The 19331-nt window shown below is 54.3% G+C and carries 20 protein-coding genes, 1 tRNA gene and 1 riboswitch; of the genes, 9 read left to right on the forward strand and 12 right to left on the reverse strand.

The genetic code is table 11. The annotated features are described in order from the left end of the window. Window positions 1–9 precede the first annotated feature (9 nt). From tolR to secA, 8 genes are all read right to left on the reverse strand, one after another. Window positions 10–450 (reverse strand): protein TolR, encoded by a 441-nt coding sequence (gene tolR, locus KB213_RS04575; RefSeq protein WP_211680826.1) that lies wholly within the window; start codon window positions 448–450, stop codon window positions 10–12. Window positions 451–453: 3 nt separating this feature from the next. After that, window positions 454–1185: a protein TolQ gene (tolQ, locus tag KB213_RS04580; protein ID WP_068170537.1), complete on the reverse strand. Its 732-nt coding sequence runs from the start codon at window positions 1183–1185 to the stop codon at window positions 454–456. An 81-nt stretch (window positions 1186–1266) separates the two neighbouring features. Next, window positions 1267–1692: a tol-pal system-associated acyl-CoA thioesterase gene (gene ybgC, locus KB213_RS04585; protein WP_068170458.1), complete on the reverse strand. Its 426-nt coding sequence runs from the start codon at window positions 1690–1692 to the stop codon at window positions 1267–1269. Window positions 1693–1894: 202 nt separating this feature from the next. After that, window positions 1895–2956 carry a Holliday junction branch migration DNA helicase RuvB gene (gene ruvB, locus KB213_RS04590; RefSeq protein WP_211680827.1) on the reverse strand — a complete coding sequence of 354 codons (1062 nt, stop codon included), beginning with the start codon at window positions 2954–2956 and terminating at the stop codon, window positions 1895–1897. Beyond that, entirely contained in the window at window positions 2953–3567 is a 615-nt protein-coding gene (ruvA, locus tag KB213_RS04595) for a Holliday junction branch migration protein RuvA (RefSeq protein WP_211680828.1), read from the reverse strand. Before ruvA ends, ruvB begins: the two co-directional genes overlap by 4 nt. Next, entirely contained in the window at window positions 3564–4070 is a 507-nt protein-coding gene (ruvC, locus tag KB213_RS04600; RefSeq protein WP_068170451.1) for a crossover junction endodeoxyribonuclease RuvC, read from the reverse strand. Before ruvC ends, ruvA begins: the two co-directional genes overlap by 4 nt. Continuing rightward, window positions 4067–4816, reverse strand: a complete 750-nt coding sequence (locus KB213_RS04605) for a YebC/PmpR family DNA-binding transcriptional regulator (RefSeq protein WP_068170448.1) — start codon at window positions 4814–4816, stop codon at window positions 4067–4069. The genes ruvC and KB213_RS04605 overlap by 4 nt, the downstream gene beginning before the upstream one ends. Before the next feature lie 180 nt (window positions 4817–4996). Beyond that, on the reverse strand, window positions 4997–7645 hold the full coding sequence (gene secA, locus KB213_RS04610; RefSeq protein WP_211680829.1) for a preprotein translocase subunit SecA: 2649 nt from the start codon (window positions 7643–7645) through the stop codon (window positions 4997–4999). 315 nt (window positions 7646–7960) lie between these two features. Here secA and KB213_RS04615 point away from each other — a divergent pair, with 315 nt between their 5' ends. The 5 genes from KB213_RS04615 to KB213_RS04635 all read left to right on the forward strand — a co-directional run bounded on the left by KB213_RS04615 (window position 7961) and on the right by KB213_RS04635 (window position 12925). After that, a complete protein-coding gene (locus KB213_RS04615) occupies window positions 7961–8878 on the forward strand; it encodes a peptidylprolyl isomerase (RefSeq protein WP_211680830.1) in 918 nt (305 codons plus the stop codon). 25 nt (window positions 8879–8903) lie between these two features. Continuing rightward, window positions 8904–10139 (forward strand): bifunctional glutamate N-acetyltransferase/amino-acid acetyltransferase ArgJ, encoded by a 1236-nt coding sequence (gene argJ / locus KB213_RS04620; RefSeq protein WP_211680831.1) that lies wholly within the window; start codon window positions 8904–8906, stop codon window positions 10137–10139. 140 nt (window positions 10140–10279) lie between these two features. Further along, the gene (locus KB213_RS04625; protein ID WP_211680832.1) at window positions 10280–11509 is read left to right on the forward strand and encodes an NAD(P)/FAD-dependent oxidoreductase; all 1230 of its coding nucleotides are present in this window, start codon (window positions 10280–10282) and stop codon (window positions 11507–11509) included. Window positions 11510–11565: 56 nt separating this feature from the next. Further along, complete coding sequence (locus KB213_RS04630) at window positions 11566–12318, forward strand: 2OG-Fe dioxygenase family protein (protein ID WP_211680833.1); 753 nt, start codon at window positions 11566–11568, stop codon at window positions 12316–12318. A gap of 88 nt (window positions 12319–12406) precedes the next feature. After that, window positions 12407–12925 carry a hypothetical protein gene (locus KB213_RS04635; protein ID WP_249110224.1) on the forward strand — a complete coding sequence of 173 codons (519 nt, stop codon included), beginning with the start codon at window positions 12407–12409 and terminating at the stop codon, window positions 12923–12925. A gap of 14 nt (window positions 12926–12939) precedes the next feature. Here KB213_RS04635 and KB213_RS04640 read toward each other — a convergent pair. After that, window positions 12940–13013: transfer RNA gene (locus tag KB213_RS04640), tRNA-Gly, on the reverse strand. A 119-nt stretch (window positions 13014–13132) separates the two neighbouring features. Continuing rightward, window positions 13133–13212: riboswitch (SAM riboswitch) on the forward strand. A gap of 81 nt (window positions 13213–13293) precedes the next feature. Between KB213_RS04640 and metZ the strand changes: the two genes are divergently transcribed. The 3 genes from metZ to KB213_RS04655 are packed head-to-tail and all read left to right on the forward strand — an operon-like array spanning window position 13294 to window position 15543. Beyond that, complete coding sequence (metZ, locus tag KB213_RS04645; protein WP_211680834.1) at window positions 13294–14487, forward strand: O-succinylhomoserine sulfhydrylase; 1194 nt, start codon at window positions 13294–13296, stop codon at window positions 14485–14487. A 41-nt stretch (window positions 14488–14528) separates the two neighbouring features. After that, window positions 14529–15002 (forward strand): Co2+/Mg2+ efflux protein ApaG, encoded by a 474-nt coding sequence (gene apaG / locus KB213_RS04650; protein WP_068172440.1) that lies wholly within the window; start codon window positions 14529–14531, stop codon window positions 15000–15002. A 31-nt stretch (window positions 15003–15033) separates the two neighbouring features. After that, window positions 15034–15543, forward strand: coding sequence for a DUF1543 domain-containing protein (locus KB213_RS04655; protein ID WP_068172399.1), 510 nt, complete (start codon window positions 15034–15036; stop codon window positions 15541–15543). 47 nt (window positions 15544–15590) lie between these two features. Here the strand turns inward: KB213_RS04655 and KB213_RS04660 are convergent, their stop codons facing one another. Further along, window positions 15591–16043: a cupin domain-containing protein gene (locus tag KB213_RS04660; protein WP_211680835.1), complete on the reverse strand. Its 453-nt coding sequence runs from the start codon at window positions 16041–16043 to the stop codon at window positions 15591–15593. Window positions 16044–16199: 156 nt separating this feature from the next. Between KB213_RS04660 and ispF the strand changes: the two genes are divergently transcribed. Then, window positions 16200–17366 (forward strand): 2-C-methyl-D-erythritol 2,4-cyclodiphosphate synthase, encoded by a 1167-nt coding sequence (gene ispF, locus KB213_RS04665; RefSeq protein WP_211680968.1) that lies wholly within the window; start codon window positions 16200–16202, stop codon window positions 17364–17366. Window positions 17367–17556: 190 nt separating this feature from the next. Here ispF and KB213_RS04670 read toward each other — a convergent pair whose 3' ends face one another. Then, on the reverse strand, window positions 17557–18948 hold the full coding sequence (locus KB213_RS04670) for an NAD-dependent succinate-semialdehyde dehydrogenase (RefSeq protein ID WP_211680836.1): 1392 nt from the start codon (window positions 18946–18948) through the stop codon (window positions 17557–17559). A 145-nt stretch (window positions 18949–19093) separates the two neighbouring features. Next, window positions 19094–19222, reverse strand: a complete 129-nt coding sequence (locus KB213_RS12995) for a hypothetical protein (RefSeq protein ID WP_282958311.1) — start codon at window positions 19220–19222, stop codon at window positions 19094–19096. Window positions 19223–19331 lie beyond the last annotated feature (109 nt).

Genomic DNA, 19331 nt, shown 5'->3' on the forward strand with positions numbered 1-19331 from the left:
AGGCTCCTTTTAAGGACCGCTCTGCGGCTGCTGAGCCAACAACGCCACATGCGTAAACCCGCCAGACGTAATTTGCCCCATGACCTGCATGACACGGCCATAATCAATGTGCGCATCAGCACGCACAAAAATACGGTGATTCGGGTCATCCTGCGCTAACGCTTTCAACTGCGCCACAAGCTGATCTCCGGATACAACATCCTCACCCAAATAGATCGAGCCATCCCCACGGAGAGAAACCGTAATCGGTTTCGTATCCGCATTAACAGGGCTGGCATCCGTCTTGGGCAAATCAACATTCACACCACTGGTCATCATCGGCGCCGTCACCATAAAGATGATGAGCAGCACCAGCATGACGTCCACCAAAGGTGTGACGTTAATTTCAGATGACGCGCGATTCCGCCTCCGGCCTCCTCTGCGCGCACCTCCTCCTGCGGACATGCCCATGGTTCAGCTCTTCCCTTCTGAACGCTCTTCAGACTGGCGCGAGAGAATGGCCGCGAACTCTGTGCCAAACGCATCCATACGGTCTGAGAAACGATCCAGTGCCGCCCCTGTCACGTTATACGCCACATAAGCAGGAATCGCCGTTACGAGACCAATAGCCGTTGCAAAAAGCGCCTCGGAGATACCGGGTGCCACAACGGAAAGATTCGTATTGTGCATCGCGGCAATGGACCCAAAGGCATGCATAATGCCCCATACCGTCCCGAACAGTCCGACAAACGGTGCCACAGGGCCAATGGTTGCCAAGAACACAAGACGCGCACCCAGACGGTCATTCTCACGGCCAACCGTAATGCTAATCGCACGGTCCACACGGTCCTTCACGCCACCATGCACCAAATCAATGCCGGTAATACGCGCAGAACGGCGCCACTCACCCATAGCCGCACCAAAAACAGCGGCGAGAGGATGCGTCGGGCGTGCACCATCAGATTCGTACAGTTCGTCTAAAGAGCCACCGGACCAAAAGCGGTCTTCAAAGGCCGTAGCCTCACGGTTCACACGGCGCAGCAAGAAAAATTTCTCTGCAATAATCGCCCAGACACCGGCGCTGCACAGGATCAGCCCGATCATCACCAATTTGACGACGATGGAAGCGTGCAGAAACAAGTCTAACGGCGATAGTCCAGCCGCACCGACCGCTCCTAGCGCGCTCGAAGTCACGTCATGATCCACAATATTCTCCTGTCCTGATCCGGCATTGTTTTTACGGGTCAGAACCTTCCATGACACTTAAGGCGGAAACAGAAAAGTGGGTCAGTGCTCTCCCGCTTCCAATTTTCGTATAGCGTCACACCAATGTGGCGGAATTCGAGCAGGTTTAAGCGTATCCATTTCAATACACGCTAATTCTACGTCCAAAATAACGGCTTGCTCTTCCAAGCGTTCCGCATTGCGGATTGTTTGCTGCAACTTCAAGCGCGCGGGCGTTAACGCGACCAAAGCCGTTTCCACTTCCATCACATCTTCTAGGCGCAAAGGCGTACGGTAACGCACCCCAACCTGCCGTACGACGAATCCAATCCCATCCGATTTGAGCAAATCCGTCACGGCCGCGTTGGCCGAGCGCATGGCTTCACTCCGAGCACGTTCCGCAAAAGCCAAGTAACGAGCGTGATAAACAATCCCCCCAGCATCCGTATCTTCATAATACACGCGAAACTGGATTTTATGCGTCGCCATCGGATTACTCCGTCACAGATTAAATAATGATCGTTTTCTGGATTTACTGCATGAGAGGTTTGACTGTTCCTTTTTGCAAAAAAGAACCAAAAAAACTCTTATCCATTAGGGGACGAAGCCTTGTAACCAACACCGTCCCCCAACTTGCAAAAGTCTTTTTGCTTCTTTTTCTTCAGAAAAAGAAGAACATTCCCTCACCCGATCAAAGATCGGAAGAAGTGTGATCCAAAGGCGATAACAGATCAACCGCATCTGACGGCGCATGCCCTTCCGGCGGTGTCAGCCCCAAGTGCTTCCAGCCGGGCGCACCCAACATACGACCACGCGCTGTCCGCAGCACCATACCTTCCTGAATCAAATACGGCTCGATCACATCTTCCAGCGTGTCCCGTGCTTCAGCCAACCCTGCGGCGACGGTTTCCACACCGACCGGACCACCCCTGTGATGCTCAGCGATTCGCATCAAATACCGTCGGTCCATCGCATCCAAACCGCGTGCATCCACTTCCAGACGAGACAAAGCCGCATCCGCCAACGCACGATCAATCACCGGCTTACCCGCAACCAGCGCAAAGTCACGTACACGCCGCAACAAACGCCCTGCAATACGCGGTGTCCCACGGGAGCGTAGAGCAATTTCTTCCGCCGCCTCATGCTGAAGCTGCATGCCCAGCTTTAAAGCACCACGAGAGACAATCGCCCGCAATTCATCAGGTGTATAAAAGACCAGGCGCAACGGAATACCAAAGCGGTCACGCAATGGCGTTGCCAGAAGCCCCGCCCTCGTCGTCGCGGCCACAAGCGTAAAGGGCGCCAGATCAATACGAACCGACCGCGCCGCCGGGCCATCCCCAATGATGAGATCCAACTGGAAATCTTCCATCGCAGGATAAAGGATTTCTTCAATCGCGGGCTGAAGGCGATGGATTTCATCAATGAACAACACATCACGCGGCTGCAAATTGGTCAGAATCGCCGCCAGATCACCCGCACGCTGAATCACTGGCCCAGAGGTTGCACGGAACCCCACACCCAACTCACGCGACACAATCTGCGCCAAGGTCGTTTTGCCAAGGCCCGGAGGGCCATGCAGCAGCACATGATCCAGCGCCTCACCGCGCGCCCGTGCGGCTTCTATGAAGACAGAAAGATTTTCACGGCTCGCCTTCTGCCCGGTAAAATCCGCAAGGCTTTCAGGCCGAATACCACCCTCATTGAGATCATCCGGCTGCTTAGCCGCATCGGTTGGGCGCATATCGCTCATCGTGCCAAATCCTTAAGGCTCAACCGAATCACAAGATCCAAACTCGCCCCGTCATGCTCCGCCAAAACTTTCTTCACCACAGGCCACGCCTCTGCACGGCGGAAACCAAGTCCCGCTAACGCCAAGAGCGCATCACCCTCCAGCCCCGTTTCCGCAGCAGGGGTCACAACACCGCCGGAGGCCGCAATCGTAGCGGCCCCGACCGGCATTTTAGCAATTTTGTTTTTAAGCTCGCTCAAAATACGGTCCGCCAAACGCGGCCCGACACCCGCAGCACGGGTTAAAGATCCACGGTCCCCAGCATTAATCGCCAAGAACAAATCCCCCGGCGCATTCGAAGACAAAATGGCCAAAGCAACCTTAGCACCGACGCCCTGCACCGTGGTCAACAAGCGGAACCACTCTTGCTCCTCAGTGGTCGCAAAACCATAGAGCAAAATGGCGTCTTCACGCACCACCGTCTCAATCAGAAACCGCGCCACTGAAGGCGGCATCGGCACCGAAGCCAGCGTCCGCGTTGAGGCCGAAACCACATACCCCACACCGTTCACATCCACGATGCAGCGTTCACCCTCAATCTGGCCAACAAGCCCGGTTAACTGACCGATCACGCCATGCGCCTCCCTTGCGCCACCTGCAATGCACTGGCCCGATGATGCGCATGGCAAATCGCCACGGCCAACGCGTCCGAAGCATCGGCTTTATAAATTTCTGCACCGGGCAAAAGGCGCTTAATCATCATCGTGACCTGCTCTTTACTCGCAGACCCCGTGCCCACCACAGATTTTTTAACCTTCATGGCCCCATATTCCGCCACAGGCAGACCTTCATAGGCCGGAGTTAAAAGCGCAACGCCACGCGCATAACCCAGCTTCAGCGTCGAAGCCCCATTTCGGTTAACATAGGTTTCTTCTACTGCGGCTTCCGCCGGGGCATATTCACGGATCAAGGCCTGCAAACGCCCATGCAGTTCACACAAACGCAGCGGCACCGATTCCGCGCCATCCGTACCAATCACCCCGGACGCCACATGACGCAGACGGTTCCCGTCCACATCAATAATACCCCAGCCCATAAAGCGTAAGCCGGGGTCGATCCCCATAATGCGGATCAAGCGGAGAGCGCCTCTGCGACATCATCTGGCAGGTCAAAATTCGCGTACACCGCCTGAACGTCATCATTATCGTCCAGCACGTCGATCAGCTTCAGAACGCTGCGTGCCTTTTCCTCATCCAAAGAAATCGTATTCTCAGGACGCCAATCCAGCTTAGCTGATTTCGGCTCACCAAAACGCGCTTCCAGCGCATCACGGACCGCAAACAAATCTTCCATGGCACAGGTCACTTCATGACCTTCATCCGTCGTGACAGCATTATCTGCACCGGCTTCAATCGCAGCTTCCAGCATATCATCTTCAGACGCCACATCCTTGGCATAGGATACAACACCCAAGCGCTGGAACATGAAGGATACCGAGTTAGATTCCCCCATAGACCCGCCATGCTTTGAGAACGCAGCGCGCACTTCACCCGCCGTACGGTTGCGATTATCCGTCAAACCTTCAACGATGATCGCCACACCAGCCGGGCCATAGCCCTCATAGCGAACTTCTACGTAATCCTCACCACCCGCTGCGCCTGATGCCTTCTTGATCGCGCGTTCAACGTTATCTTTTGGCATATTAACTTCACGTGCGGCAGAAAGAGCCGCACGCAAACGCGGGTTGGACGATGGGTCAGGCAGGCCCGAACGCACAGCAACTGTAATTTCACGCAGAACCTTAGCAAATTGCTTTGCACGTTTTGCGTCCTGCGCACCCTTACGGTGCATAATGTTCTTAAATTGTGAATGACCAGCCATGCCTGCCTGTTCCCTCTCATGCGGAGGTGAGACCGGGGCTAACCCTTCAGAGCCTTACCCTGAACCCCGGCAGGAACTTAACGTTCCTGCACCTCCCCTTCGGTTTATCAACAACACAGGAGGCATCACGCCTCCTGCAATAACGGAGCAATGCCCCGCACAATTAGTCCCTAGTATCGCTTAGGCCAACTTGCCGTGGCAATGCTTGAACTTCACACCAGACCCACACGGACAATTTGCATTCCGCGCCACCGTCTCACGCCACATACGCAGCGTCTGTTCATCCGGCTCACCAGCCTCTGCCTGTGGCGCAGACATTTCTGGTACTGTCGGATAAGCAGGCGGTTCAGCAACGGTCTGAATCCGTGACATCGTCTGCGTTACACGGATACGCATATCATCCAGCATATGCGTAAACATCTGGAAGGCTTCTTGCTTGTACTCATTCAGCGGATCACGCTGACCATACGCACGCAAGCCAATGCCTTGGCGCAACTGGTCCAGACCATGCAAATGCTCTTTCCACACGGCATCGAATGTTGTGAGCACAACCTGCTTTTCGACCAGACGCATGAGGTCAGGCCCCATATTTGCAGCACGTGCAGCCTGCGCCTTCTCCGTTTCTGCTTCAATGCGCTCAATGACGACGTCAACATCAACGCCGTCTTCTTTTGCCCAATCAAGCAGCGGCAATTCAAGGTTCAGAACGCGAATAACCTCTTTAGACAGCCCCTCCATATCCCACGCTTCAGGGAAGGATTTTTCAGGGATATGCGCGTGTACCAGTTCCACTACTGTCTCGTTACGGAACTCGGTTACAACCGTAGAAAGGTCATCCTGCGCCATATATTCACGGCGCTGCGCGTACACTTCTTTACGCTGATCGTTCATCACGTCATCGTATTTCAGTGTGTTTTTACGCATATCAAAGTTACGCGCTTCAACGCGCTTCTGCGCCGTTTCAATGCCCTTATTCATCCACGGATGAACAATGGCTTCGCCTTCCTTCAGACCCATTTTCTGCATCAGGCCACCCATACGGTCGCCTGAGAAAATACGGATCAGATCATCTTCCAAAGATAGGAAGAAGCGTGAATTACCCGGATCACCCTGACGGCCCGCACGACCACGCAACTGATTATCCACACGGCGGCTTTCATGGCGCTCCGTACCGATAACGTACAAACCACCAGACGACATCACCGCTTCATGGCCCTTGGCCACTTCTTGCTGAATACGCTCAGCAATCTGGTTCAGCTCAGCCTCATCCTCTACACCTACACCGGCAGCATGGATCATCATATCCGTATTGCCGCCCAGCTTAATATCCGTCCCACGGCCCGCCATGTTCGTCGCGATCGTAATCGCACCCGGCGCACCAGCCTGAGCCACAATGCTGGCTTCTTTTTCGTGGTGACGTGCATTGAGCACGCTATGCTTGATCTTACGCTTGTTCAGCAGCTCTGACAGATACTCGCTCTTCTCAATGGAGGTCGTCCCCACCAAGATCGGCTGCCCCTTTGCGTGAACTTCTTCAATCAAGTTCGCAACAGCATCGTATTTTTCAACGGCAGTCAGATACACTTCATCATCAGTATCTTGACGGCGGATCGCACGGTTCGTCGGGATTTCTACAACCGTTAGATTATAAATTTCCGCAAACTCATCCGCTTCCGTCATGGCCGTACCGGTCATGCCAGACAGCTTCGGGTAAAGACGGAAATAGTTCTGGAAGGTAATAGAAGCCAGCGTCTGGTTTTCTTGCTGGATTTCCACCCCTTCTTTTGCTTCCAGCGCCTGATGCAAACCGTCTGAATAACGACGGCCATCCATCATACGGCCCGTAAATTCATCAATAATGACGACTTTACCATCACGGACAATGTAATCCACATCCCGTGTAAACAGGGTATGCGCACGCAAAGACTGCTGAACGTGATGCACCACTGCAACGTTGTGAATATCGTAAAGCCCGCCTTCCGGCATCACTCCAGCATCACGCAACAGCGTCTCAACAGCATCTGACCCCGTTTCGGTCAGCGTAACATTCTTCTGCTTTTCATCTTTATCAAACGCATCCGGCACCTGCACCAAACGCGCCACAACCGCATCTACGGAACGATACAGATCGGAGCTATCTTCCGCCGGACCAGAAATGATCAACGGCGTGCGCGCTTCATCGATCAAAATGCTGTCCACCTCATCCACAATCGCGTGGTTGAACGGACGTTGCACCATATCGTTGAGGGAATACTTCATATTATCGCGCAGATAATCGAAGCCGAATTCGTTATTCGTCCCGTAAGTGATATCACACGCATAAGCCGCGCGGCGCTCATCATCCGACAGATTGGGAATGATAACGCCCGTCGTCAGCCCCAAGAAGCTGTACAGAACAGACATTTCTTCCGCATCACGGCTAGCCAGATAGTCGTTCACCGTCACAACGTGAACGCCCTTACCTGTCAGCGCGTTGAGATAAACCGCCAGTGTTCCCACCAACGTCTTACCTTCACCTGTACGCATTTCAGCAATACGGCCATCATTAAGAACCATGCCGCCAATCAGCTGCACGTCAAAATGGCGCTTGCCTAAAACACGGCGTGACGCTTCACGGCAAACGGCAAAAGCTTCTGGCAGAAGCGCATCAAGCGTTTCCCCCTTAGCAATCCGCTCACGGAACACAGTCGTGCGCTGACGCAACTCGTCATCAGAGAGGGGCTGAACCGATGCTTCAAGCGCGTTAATTTCAGGCACACGGCGCTGATACGCCTTGAGCATACGATCATTAGCGGAGCCGAAGACGGCGCGGGCGAGGCGTGCGAACATGCTGAACCTTGAATGCCGGGGCCTGAATCACTCCTCCATTTCCGACCGAAACGAAGGCACAACCCAAGCTAAATCTGTTTTCACGTCGTGTCGGAAATAGGACCCGGACCGCCTCTGGTCAATGCAGAGCAGCCCAAAACCCACCGGAAACACACTTATTGTTCCATTCAACACGACAAAAAACGTCGCCGATAGCCCCTTTTCTCTTCCATGTGACCGAATAGTAACAGATGACACCCTTGCGAGGACGCGCGGGCTTTGTCATGGTGCTGCCCTGTTATTCATCCTCACTTCATATTGGTTCGAGGTATTTTCATGCGGCTTAACCGCTCTCTTCTCGCCGGTGCAACGCTCCTCTCAGCTGCGTCGTTCGCTCTTTCCCCTGCACATGCTGCTCCAGCAGCTGCACCTGCTCCGGCCGCTGCGCCAGCAACACCGCCGAGCCCAACCATGGTCATCGCTACGGTTAACGGCCAGAAAATTACACTTGGTGATGTTCAGCACGCCGCATCCAGCCTGCCACCACAAGCACGCCAGCTTCAGCCTTCCGTGCTGATTCCTCTGTTGGTGAACCAACTGGTCGACCAAAAGGCGATCCAAATCGCTGCTGACAAAGAAGGCCTGCAAAACAAGCCAGACGTGAAGGCATCCATGGACGCCGCAGCAAATGGCGCCCTGCAAAATGCGTATCTGGAAGAGAAAGTCGCACCGCAGGTTTCTGAAGCCTCACTGCACGACTACTACCAAACGCATTACGCAAACCAAAAGCCTGAGCAAGAAGTCCATGCTCGCCACATCCTCGTAGAAACCGAGGCACAGGCGAAGGACATCATCAAGCAACTCAACCATGGCGCTGACTTCGGTAAGCTGGCCGCTCAACTGTCCAAGGACAAGGGCTCAGCAGGCGCAAATGGTGGCGATCTGGGTTGGTTCAAGAAGGGTGACATGCTGCCAGCATTCGCTGACGCTGCATTCTCCATGAAGGCTAACACCATTTCCCAAACGCCAGTGCACACACAGTACGGCTACCACGTCATTCAGGTTCTGGGCTCACGCACAGCACCCGTCCCGACATTCGAGCAACTTCATGACCAAATCCGTCAAGAAGTGATCCGTGCGAAGGTCCGTGATGTTGTGCAGCAGGCTGAAGCTCAAGTAAACGTGGTGCACTTTGACGCACAGGGCAAGCCAATCACGGCAGCGCCTGCTCCGGCTGCTCCTGCTCAAAAGTAATCACCACTCGACTCTAAGGTACATCATGGCCACGCCTATCACCGTCTCCCCGCTCGCCCGTCCTCTTCCGGACCTTGCAACGGTGCCTGGTGTGCGCCTCTCAGCTGTTGCGGCTGGCATTCGTTATGCTGGCCGCACAGATCTGATGCTGGCAGAATTTGTTCCCGGAACAATTGCTGCCGGCGTGTACACAAAAAATCAGTGCCCCGGCGCACCGATCGAATGGTGCCGCGCAGCTCTCAAAACCCCGACAGCACGCGCCCTGCTCGTTAATGCCGGGAATGCGAATGTCTTCACAGGCCGCGCTGGCCGTCAAACCGTTGACGACTGTGCAACGGCACTCGCAGCACAACTCTCTTGCCCAAAAAATGAGATTTTCTTGGCGTCCACCGGCGTCATTGGAGAAGTCCTGCCGCCAGAGCGCATTATAAACGCCTTGCCTGCAGCCCAAGCTGGCTTATCTGATGCACACTGGGCCCAAGCGGCCAGAGCCATCATGACGACGGACACTTTCCCTAAAGCCGCCCGCCGCGATATCACGATTAACGGCACCCCCGTCCGCATTCAGGGCATTGCCAAGGGCTCCGGCATGATCGCACCGGACATGGCCACCATGCTGGCCTATGTCGTCACGGATGCCAGCCTGCCGCAGGACGTTCTGCAGACCCTGCTGACACGCTTTTGCCAAAAAAGCTTCAACGCCATTACTGTCGATTCGGATACGTCAACATCCGACATGCTGATGGCTTTCGCTACGCAACAAGCACCTCACGCGGCGATCACAGATGCCGATGCTCCGGCGCTCGAAAGCTTCCGCACCGCTTTGCAAGAGATTCTTCAAGAACTCGCACTGCTCGTCGTGCGTGATGGCGAGGGCGCGACAAAACAAATTCGCATCGATGTCACCGGCGCCGTGTCTGATGCATCGGCCCACAAAATTGCGCTCAGCGTTGCAAACTCTCCCTTGGTAAAAACCGCCATCGCTGGGGAAGATGCAAATTGGGGCCGCGTTGTCATGGCTGTCGGTAAAAGTGGTGAACCCGCAGACCGTGATCTACTCGCGATAGCCATGGGTGGCGTCTGGATTGCGAAGGAAGGCAGTGTCGTCACCGATTATGACGAAACACCCGTCGTCGCACATATGAAGGGGCAGGACATCGACATCACCGTTGATCTCGGCCTCGGCACAGGAACAGCCACCGTCTGGACGTGTGACCTAACTCATGGCTACATCGACATTAACGGCTCATATCGTAGCTAACAAAGACCAAACTGAACGACTGTTTTTTCAGTGCGTTTGTACACAAGAACGGGAGCGGGGGTTGCCTCGCTCCTCATCTGATTCTAGCACAAACCGTGTTCCAGTATCGTGGAACGGACGGGTATAGAGGAAAACGAATCATGGCTTCTCAAACGCATGTCGTTGTTCTCGGGGGCGGCGTCGCAGGCCTTGAGGCGGCATCTTCACTCAGCAAGCAAAATGGCCTTGCTGTCACATTGGTAGACCGTAGCCCGGTTCATTATTGGAAACCCGCCCTCCACGAATTCGCGGCTGGCACCATGCGCCATGACGGGAATTGCGTTCCTTTCGCTGAAACAGCCGCAAAAAACGGCTTTTCCTTCGTGCAGAGCGCACCAAGCTCCGTTGATCGTGATGCCCACACCGTCACTCTCGAAAATGGTACTACCTTGCCTTACAGCAAGCTTGTCGTTGCCCTTGGCTCCAGTGCCAATGATTTTGGCATTCCTGGCATCTTGGATCACTGCCGCTTCCTAGACAGCCTTGACGATGCTGACGCTCTCTACGCTGCCTTCCGCGAAGCCGCTCAAACCGCCCGCGCAAATGGTAAGAAGCTGACCCTCGGCATCGTTGGCGGCGGCGCAACCGGCGTGCAACTTGCCGCAGAACTCTGCAAATCACTGGATAAAGCCCCAGGTTTCGGCCCCGATGCACGACGTAACCTGCTGGATGCTGTCCTGATTGAAACAGGCCCACGCATTCTTCCGGCTTTCCCTGAAAATGTTTCCGCTGAATCCGCTCGTGAGCTTGAGAAAATTGGCTTCTCAGTTCGCACTGGCGCAATGGTCGTTAGCGCTGATGAAACGGGCTTTGCTCTCAAATCTGGCGAACACATCCCTTGTGACCTGCGCGTCTGGGCTGCCGGCGTACGCGCTTCCGCAGCGACGGCTCTTTTAGAAGGTCTCGAACGTGGCCGCTCCGGCCAACTCAGCGTCACCCCTACGCTGCAAACCACACAAGACCCAGACGTCTTTGCCGTTGGCGATTGCTCACGCATTGATTCAGCCCCCTTAGCGCCAACAGCACAAGTTGCACGTCAACAAGGTGAATACCTCGCCCGTACCGTGCCACAGATCATTGCTGGCGGCACACCACAACCTTTCGCCTATCATGATCGCGGCGCCGTTGTGGCACTGGGCGATTATAACGGTTGGGGCATGTTTGACCCACAACGCGGTTTTGGTGGCGGCATTCTGAGCGGCCGTTTCGCACGTTTCATCCATGAATGGCTCTACCGCCAGCACCAAGCAGGCGTTACGGGCCTCGGTAAAGCGATTAGCGAAACGCTGCGTGAACGCTTTGCACCTGCCCGCCCCGACCTCGGCGGCTAATAGAACCCTACGGTAAGGTGGACATTCTCCATAGAAGCGCTCACCTTACCGTTACTATGAAGACTCGTAACACGCCCCCCTCAGATGCCTCCCCCTTCCTCCCTGATGTTGAAGAGAACCTGAAGCGAACCGGGTTCGCGCGTGTTCCGCACCACATTATGCGTCCCGCTCTTGAAGGACTTGGCCTGCAAGACTGGGACAGCTTTGCAGAAAGCTGGAACCATCTCGGCATTGATCGTTACATGGCCGATGCAGGGCGCTACCGTCGGCGGCGATATGCGACATTTGCCGTCGACCAAAACAACATCACGCCCAAACCTCGTCAGCCCCATTACCAAAGCCGGGACCATAACGTCCTCAATGGCGGTATTGAGCGTTGGTTTAAGCCCATCGCTCCAAACGTCACAGATCATCCCGCCATGCATGCTGCCATTCGGGCGATCGCATCTCTGGCTTATGACCTGACCCCGGCCGAAAGCCGCCCCAATACCTGGCATGCGGAAGTCCACCAGTTCCGAATCGAAGCACTACCCGATACTGAAGGACGGCCAACTCCTGAGGGCATGCATAAAGACGGCGTAGACTGGGTATTGGTTCTCATGATTGACCGCAGCAATGTGGAGCAAGGTACCACCACGATTCATGACGATACCCACACTCTGCTCGGCTCCTTTACCCTTACAGAACCGCTCGATGCCGCCATTGTTGATGATCACCGTGTTTTTCATGGCGTGACACCCGTCACCCCGATTGACCCCACACAACCAGCCCATCGTGATGTTCTTGTGATCACATTACGGCACGAATAAACGCCCTTTCCCCCTCAAAAGGGAACCGATCGCGCATTTCGTGCTATAGTCATCTCATCTCCACATTTTAGCCAAGGCTAGACACTCCATGTTCCATCGCCTGTTGTGCGCTACCCTGCCCATTCTTATTGCTGCGTCCATCATCACCCCTGCCGATGCCCGCCACCGCGCATCACATACGCGCAGCACAACATCCGCCTCTTACCCTGCCCCGGTTATCCTCGCGGCACATCCAGGTACGGCACTGGATCATGATGCGCGCACGCTCAATGAAGATGATCTGGCAGACGCGGCCAAGCACCATGATGCTCCCGTTGTCTTAGTCGGCTCTGCTCCGCTGTCATCAAAAAAAGGCGATGAAGCATTATTCGTGCAGCTTCAGTCTGCGCGCCTTTGTGGCTCTGCTGGGTGCACAACATCCGTTTATCTGCGCCACAACAATAACTGGACAACCGTACTCGACTCAGTCAACGGCGATATTTCAGTCCTCGGCACCAGCCATCGCGGCATGCGCGATCTGCAAGTCGGCCGTAATGACCGCTGGGTCTGGGATGGCAGCCAGTATCAAGACACACTGAATTCACCAGCGATGCCAAATTTGCGCTAATTTTCAGGGAAAACTGGAGCGGGTGAAGGGAATCGAACCCTCGTATGCAGCTTGGGAAGCTGCCGTTCTACCATTGAACTACACCCGCAGACAGGCGGACGTATAATCCCTTCCGCTCAAAACTGCAATCCACATTCCTGCGGATATCTACAGTTGACGACGCAATAAAACTACGCACATAGTAATGGATTGTGGAAGCGCCAAACAGCGAACCACCCTCGTGATTTGAGCGGCCGGCTTGCGGCGAGGTTAAAAAATTGCGCTAAAGAGGCCCTGAGGTCACCCACGATTCCCCAGGACTTCCACGGCCCACCAACCGGCGCAGCGCCCCGCCTTGCGGACCCTGCCCAACTGGAGGGACTGACCCCATGTCATCAAGCAACTGGAAAACGGCAACACGCCTTCTGCATGATGCTCCAAATCGCACCCCCTATGGCGAAACGTCTGAAGCTCTCTTCCTAACATCCGGCTTCGTCTATGACAGCGCAGAACAAGCCGCAGCCACTTTCACGGGCGATGTCGAGCGCTTCCAATATTCACGCTTTGGCAACCCAACGGTTGATACGTTCCAAGAGCGCCTCGCCCTTCTTGAGGGGGCAGAAGCCTGCATTGCAACAGCAACAGGCATGGGCGCTGTCTCATCCGCCATCCTCTCCCATGTCAAAACAGGCGAGCGTGTTGTCGCGTCCCGCGCTCTGTTCGGCTCCTGCTACTGGATCGTGACATCTCTCCTCCCACGCTACGGCATTGAGACCGAACTGGTGGATGGTGATGACCTTGAGGGCTGGAAAAAAGCTCTGTCCAAGCCCACAGCGGCCGTACTGATTGAAAGCCCATCCAACCCCATGCTGGATGTGTTGGACATTCAATACATCGCAGACCTCACGCATAAAGCGGGCGGCCTTCTCATGGTGGATAACGTTTTTGCATCCCCGCTGGGTCAGTCCCCTCTTAAACTGGGCGCAGATGTCGTCCTGTATTCCTGTACAAAGCACATTGATGGGCAAGGCCGCGTGCTCGGCGGTGCCGTACTCGGCAGCAAAAGCTGGATTACCGAAACCCTCCAGCCCTTTACCCGCAACACCGGCAACGCCCTCTCCCCCTTCAACGCCTGGGTTCTTCTCAAAGGGCTTGAGACACTGCAACTCCGCACGGACGCCATGGCACATAATGCCGCGAAAGTGGCTGATGCTCTCGCTACCTTACCCGGCGTAAAAGCCGTGCGTTATCCAGGTCGCGCAGACCATCCACAAGCAGAGCTTGCCAAGAAACAAATGACCAACGGCGGTTCACTCATCGCATTTACCGTTGAGAATGAACAAGCAGGCGCTTTTGCATGCCTCAATGCCTTTTCGCTCATCGCTATTTCCAACAACCTTGGAGACGCACGCAGCCTCGCGACACACCCCGCAACAACCACTCATATGCGTGTTGCACCAGAAGAACGGGCACGCCTTGGCATTACAGACGGCGCTATTCGCCTCTCTGTCGGCCTCGAAGACCCGGAAGATCTGATTAATGACCTCCGCCGCGGCGCAGAGGCTGCTCAAAAGAGCGTATAAGAGAACCTGACATCTGCATGGCCCTGCGCTACACTAGGGCCATGCAAGACAAGCCCTCCCCCCCGCAGATCGTCACCGACCCGGAAACGGCCCTCGCTGAGGCGATGGAAAGCGCACCACGCTTTTCAGAAACCACGCAGGACCTCACCGTGACTGTACGCACCTTCTGGCTGGAGGATCAGTCCCAACCAGAAGAACACCGCTACGCATGGGCCTATCACATCAGTATTGAGAGTACCCGCAGCGACACAGTCCAACTTGTGTCACGCAGTTGGGAAATCGTCGATGGATTAGGACGCACAGAACATGTCCACGGCGATGGTGTCGTGGGGGAGCAACCTTTCATCAGCCGCTCAGAACCATATGTTTATACATCCGGCGCCATGCTCACGACCCCAAGCGGTTTTATGCACGGCACCTATCACATGGTCGAACCCACATCAGGCCAACGCTTCGACATAAAAATCCCCGTTTTTAGCCTCGACAGCCCGCATGAGCATAGTTTAGTACACTAACGAAATAGAATATAATTCCCAGTTGGTTCTCATGCTCTCATCAAAAAAGCTTTTCATTTTTTACTTAGGTGGTGATGCACCAGGAGCCAATATTGAGGTCCATGACGTCCAATTCGCCGCAGTTGAACGCCCAGAAGAAGCACATCCTCTCCTCATCGAAAAATGGTTTGGCACGCGAGATTCGTTACACTTAGATGCCTATGGCATCGTCACATGGGCTGATGGGCACGCTGTATCCATCCACACAACACCATCAGCCAGCACCAATAAGCTCTATTTTATCAATATGGGCGGCTACACGCCCGGAGCACTCTGTGAAGATCACGCTTTCACATTCCTCGTCGCCCCTTCCGCAGAAGAGGCGAAAACACGGGCAAAACAACTCCTCCTCACAGACCGGAATTTACAACATCACGACAACCTAATGGATATTGATGATTGCATCCTCATCGATAAAATCGACGGTCTATTCATCCATCTAGAACCACACCCTACCGGCACCGCCCTGCACGCAGAATGGCAAGGATACCAGCCCATTTAACTCCATGAAACGCCGCCAACACATTCACCAAGACCTATAGCAAACAACTAATACTCTTTCTTTTCACCCGCCAACGGTATGGACGTCGGCTCGTTCGGCGTTCCCGCATAGGTCAACAACAGAATTGTTGGCTCATCTCCCGCAATACCACGATGAGGATCATTCACACTTTCTGCAAAGGCTTCCCCTTTATGGAACGTCCTTGTCTGACCTGTGGCCTTATCCTCAATCGTTAATGAACCTTCTAAAACATAACCAGCATTCGGAAACGGATGCGTATGCCACGGCAGCGCCGTATGCGGCGCAATCGTAATCCTTAATACCGTGAGCTGTGGCCTTCCTCGTGGGTAAGCTTGATACGCTTCTCCGTTCCAAGAATGATCAGCCTGTAACAACCGATCCGCCTTCGCAGTCTGGCCCGTTTTATCATGAGCCACCGCCAAAGGTGCGGCATATAATGACCACAAGACCAAACCCCAGACGTATTGATACCGCTTCATACCACTGACCTCCTGTTGCCAAAGCGCATCAACATACCCCTCAACGCCCTCCATCACCTTACAATTTACCGTTCCCTCATACGCGCGCGCAGATAACCCCTCAAAAGAGCCCTTCTCCCCTTGACGGAGCGCGATGGGCAGACCATTCCTCCTTTCATGCGTATCGCTGCCCTTCTCCTCGCTGCCGGCCGTGGTCGGCGCTTCGTCGAATCTGCACCGCATGCTGACGGTGCCAGCAAACAATTCCGCCTGCTCCACGGAAAGCCAGTCATCCGTCGTGCGGCTGAAGCCTTGCTCCCCCATGTCCATATTCTTTTGCCTGTTGGGGATGACCCATTACTGGCCGAAAGTCTTGCAGGGCTCGATATCCTTGCCCCCGTTCCCGGCGGTGCTGAGCGCCATGACAGCGTGCGCAATGGACTAGAAGCCCTCGCCGCCCTGCCTGAACCGCCGGACCTTGTCTTGGTGCATGACGGTGCGCGCCCTTGCGTACCCGCAGACGTTGTCCAAGGCGTGATTCACGCGCTCCAAACACATGCCGGGGCGATCCCAGCCGTTGTGGTCAGCGATACTCTTAAAAAAGTTGAAAACAATATCATCACCGGCACCGTTCCACGTGATGGCGTATACCGTGCCCAAACCCCTCAAGGTTTTCGTTTCAACGAATTCCTTGCCCTGCACCGCAATCACCCAGATGCCCGCACGGATGATGCCGCCCTTCTGGAACAAGGTGGCCACCACGTCGCTATCGTACCGGGCTCTGAAAACAACATTAAACTGACCGTCGCGGAGGATATGATGCGCCTTGAAGGAATACTCGCCGGAAACATGCTGCCCCGCGTTGGCCTGGGCTATGACGTTCATGCTTTTGCGGATAACCGTAAGCTGATCCTCTGCGGCATTGAAATCCCACACACACGTGGCCTCGCGGGACATTCTGATGCTGATGTTGGCATCCATACCCTTTGTGATGCCATTTATGGCGCTTTGAACGAAGGTGATATTGGCCGTCACTTCCCCCCCAGCGAAGCCGAGTGGAAAGATATGGATTCCGCCCGCTTCCTCATTCATGCAGGTGAACGCATCCGCGCACGCGGTGGATTTTTAGTGAATGCAGACATCACCCTGATCTGTGAACGCCCCAAAATCGGCCCACATGCACAGGCTATGCAAGAACGCCTTGCCGATCTTCTCAAGGTCAGTGCCAGCCGTATCTCCGTCAAGGCAACCACCTCCGAACGCCTTGGCTTCACGGGACGTGAAGAAGGCATCGCTGCGACAGCCACCGTCAGCATTATGGTGCCTGACTCCGGCGAGGTATAAGTCCGCTTTACGGCATCGGCACTGCCTGCTTCAGGTGATACCGATGCCATAAAAAGCACGGCGGTAATTTATATACAGAAAATCCTCATCCTATTAGGCACATAGGGCGCCCCTTAAACCCCAACCAATACCAAAAAAAACCCCGGCACAATCACTGCCGGGGCCTTTCATCACAACATCACTTCATCAATCAAAACGGTGCATCAATATCCACAACATCAATCAATTTGTGGTTCACAAACTCTTTGATACCCAGACCAATCAGTTCACGACCAAAGCCCGAACGGTTCACACCACCAAAGGGTAGATCGGCTTTCACCATCGTCGGATGGTTCACATAAACCATACCCGTATTGATCTGCTCAGCCACCTTAAAGCCACGCGCTTCGTCCTTCGTAAAGACGGAACCACCCAAGCCAAAAGGCGAGTCATTCGCCACGCGGATCGCTTCTGCTTCATCCTTCACACGATAAAGCTGCGTCACTGGCCCAAAGAATTCCCAATGCCGCGCTTTATTCTCACCATGAAGACCAGTCATCAACAGTGGCTGAAAAAATGCACCTTTTTCTGGAACAGGCGCACCAATCACTTCAACCTGTGCACCTTCAGCTTTGGCCTCTTCCACTTGCTTGGCCAAATCATCAGCAGCCTTTTGAGAAGAGAGCGGCGCCAAAGTCGTGGCCGGATCCATCGGGTCACCCGCCTTCAACTTCGCTACTTCTGCTTTATAGACTTCAAGGAAACGATCATAAATCGCATCCACAACGATCAAGCGTTTGGATGAAACGCACACTTGCCCTGCATTCCAGTGACGCCCAAAAGCCGCCCACTTCGCTGATTTTTCAACATCAGCATCTTCCAGCACAACAAAAGCATCTGCACCACCGAGTTCCAGCGTCGCTTTCTTCAGTGCCTTACCAGCAACCCCCGCAACGACGGAACCAGCAGCCTCAGACCCCGTCAGCGCTACACCACATACACGCGGGTCTTCCAAAATCACCGCAGTGTGATGGCGGGCAGCATACAAGTTTTGGAACGCCCCTTTAGGCAAGCCCGCTTCCAGCATCAACTCTTCAGAAATAGCCGCACATTGCGGCACATTTCCTGCATGCTTCAACAACACTGTGTTCCCTGCAGAAAGCTGCGGCGCAATAATCCGCGCGACCTGATAAAAAGGAAAGTTCCAAGGCTCAACCGCGAACACAATACCTTGCGGCTGATGAACCAGCTTCGCCTTACCTTCCGTTGACTTTGCAACAGGCAGGTCTTCTGGCTTCAATAAGGTCTCAGCATTTTGCGCGTAATAGTCGAAAATATCAGCGGAGAGTTCAACTTCCAGCTTCGCTTCACTGAAGAGCTTACCCATTTCTAACGTCGCTAAACGCGCATATTTATCAATATCACGGCGCAGAATAGACGCCGCCGATGCCATCACCTTCGCACGCTCGGCAAAAGAAACATCACGCCATTGGATAAAGGCCGCATGGGCATCATCCAGTGCTGTATGCACTTCTGCATCTGTCGCCTCAGGGAAAGTTTTGAGCGTTTCAGCCGTGTAGGGATTGATCGTTGCGTAAGCCATTGGAAGCTCCTTTGCTCATCAGCGAAACCGCAAGCGCCACATTATTCCAGCGACTCTTGGTTTTGACGCTAGTAAACGCCTTTTAAGGAGATTGGTTAAGTGGCTCAGTGTTCAAGTTGTCTTGTGCTATCAATCCCGAGAAAAATTAACCGTGTAGTGCACAGACAACGATAATTAAGGGCGTTGCTGCCAAAATAGCCCATGCCCCTAAAGAGCTCACCCGTACAGCACGCGCACGAAAACGCTTTAAAGATTTACAAGTCTCGTCAGACATCTGGTCCTGCCTTCATTTACTCTCATGTGACTCGCAGCCACACGTATTCCTTCAAGACGGATATGATGACTTACCCATACGGAAAGCCAGTCACTAATCATCTCGAAAT

It is taken from the genome of Neokomagataea anthophila, assembly GCF_018122595.1.
GTDB classification, from domain to species: domain Bacteria; phylum Pseudomonadota; class Alphaproteobacteria; order Acetobacterales; family Acetobacteraceae; genus Gluconobacter; species Gluconobacter anthophilus.

Coding starts and splice junctions, on each gene's coding strand:
- KB213_RS04630 (WP_211680833.1), top strand. CDS start 11,566: ATGAAGACTCGTAACACGCCCCCCTCAGATGCCTCCCCCTTCCTCCCT.
- metZ (WP_211680834.1), top strand. CDS start 13,294: ATGTCATCAAGCAACTGGAAAACGGCAACACGCCTTCTGCATGATGCT.
- KB213_RS04625 (WP_211680832.1), top strand. CDS start 10,280: ATGGCTTCTCAAACGCATGTCGTTGTTCTCGGGGGCGGCGTCGCAGGC.
- argJ (WP_211680831.1), top strand. CDS start 8,904: ATGGCCACGCCTATCACCGTCTCCCCGCTCGCCCGTCCTCTTCCGGAC.
- KB213_RS04635 (WP_249110224.1), top strand. CDS start 12,407: ATGTTCCATCGCCTGTTGTGCGCTACCCTGCCCATTCTTATTGCTGCG.
- ruvB (WP_211680827.1), bottom strand. CDS start 2,956: ATGAGCGATATGCGCCCAACCGATGCGGCTAAGCAGCCGGATGATCTC.
- ybgC (WP_068170458.1), bottom strand. CDS start 1,692: ATGGCGACGCATAAAATCCAGTTTCGCGTGTATTATGAAGATACGGAT.
- secA (WP_211680829.1), bottom strand. CDS start 7,645: ATGTTCGCACGCCTCGCCCGCGCCGTCTTCGGCTCCGCTAATGATCGT.
- apaG (WP_068172440.1), top strand. CDS start 14,529: ATGCAAGACAAGCCCTCCCCCCCGCAGATCGTCACCGACCCGGAAACG.
- KB213_RS04670 (WP_211680836.1), bottom strand. CDS start 18,948: ATGGCTTACGCAACGATCAATCCCTACACGGCTGAAACGCTCAAAACT.
- ispF (WP_211680968.1), top strand. CDS start 16,200: ATGCGTATCGCTGCCCTTCTCCTCGCTGCCGGCCGTGGTCGGCGCTTC.
- KB213_RS04605 (WP_068170448.1), bottom strand. CDS start 4,816: ATGGCTGGTCATTCACAATTTAAGAACATTATGCACCGTAAGGGTGCG.
- KB213_RS04655 (WP_068172399.1), top strand. CDS start 15,034: ATGCTCTCATCAAAAAAGCTTTTCATTTTTTACTTAGGTGGTGATGCA.
- tolR (WP_211680826.1), bottom strand. CDS start 450: ATGGGCATGTCCGCAGGAGGAGGTGCGCGCAGAGGAGGCCGGAGGCGG.
- KB213_RS12995 (WP_282958311.1), bottom strand. CDS start 19,222: ATGTCTGACGAGACTTGTAAATCTTTAAAGCGTTTTCGTGCGCGTGCT.
- KB213_RS04615 (WP_211680830.1), top strand. CDS start 7,961: ATGCGGCTTAACCGCTCTCTTCTCGCCGGTGCAACGCTCCTCTCAGCT.
- KB213_RS04660 (WP_211680835.1), bottom strand. CDS start 16,043: ATGAAGCGGTATCAATACGTCTGGGGTTTGGTCTTGTGGTCATTATAT.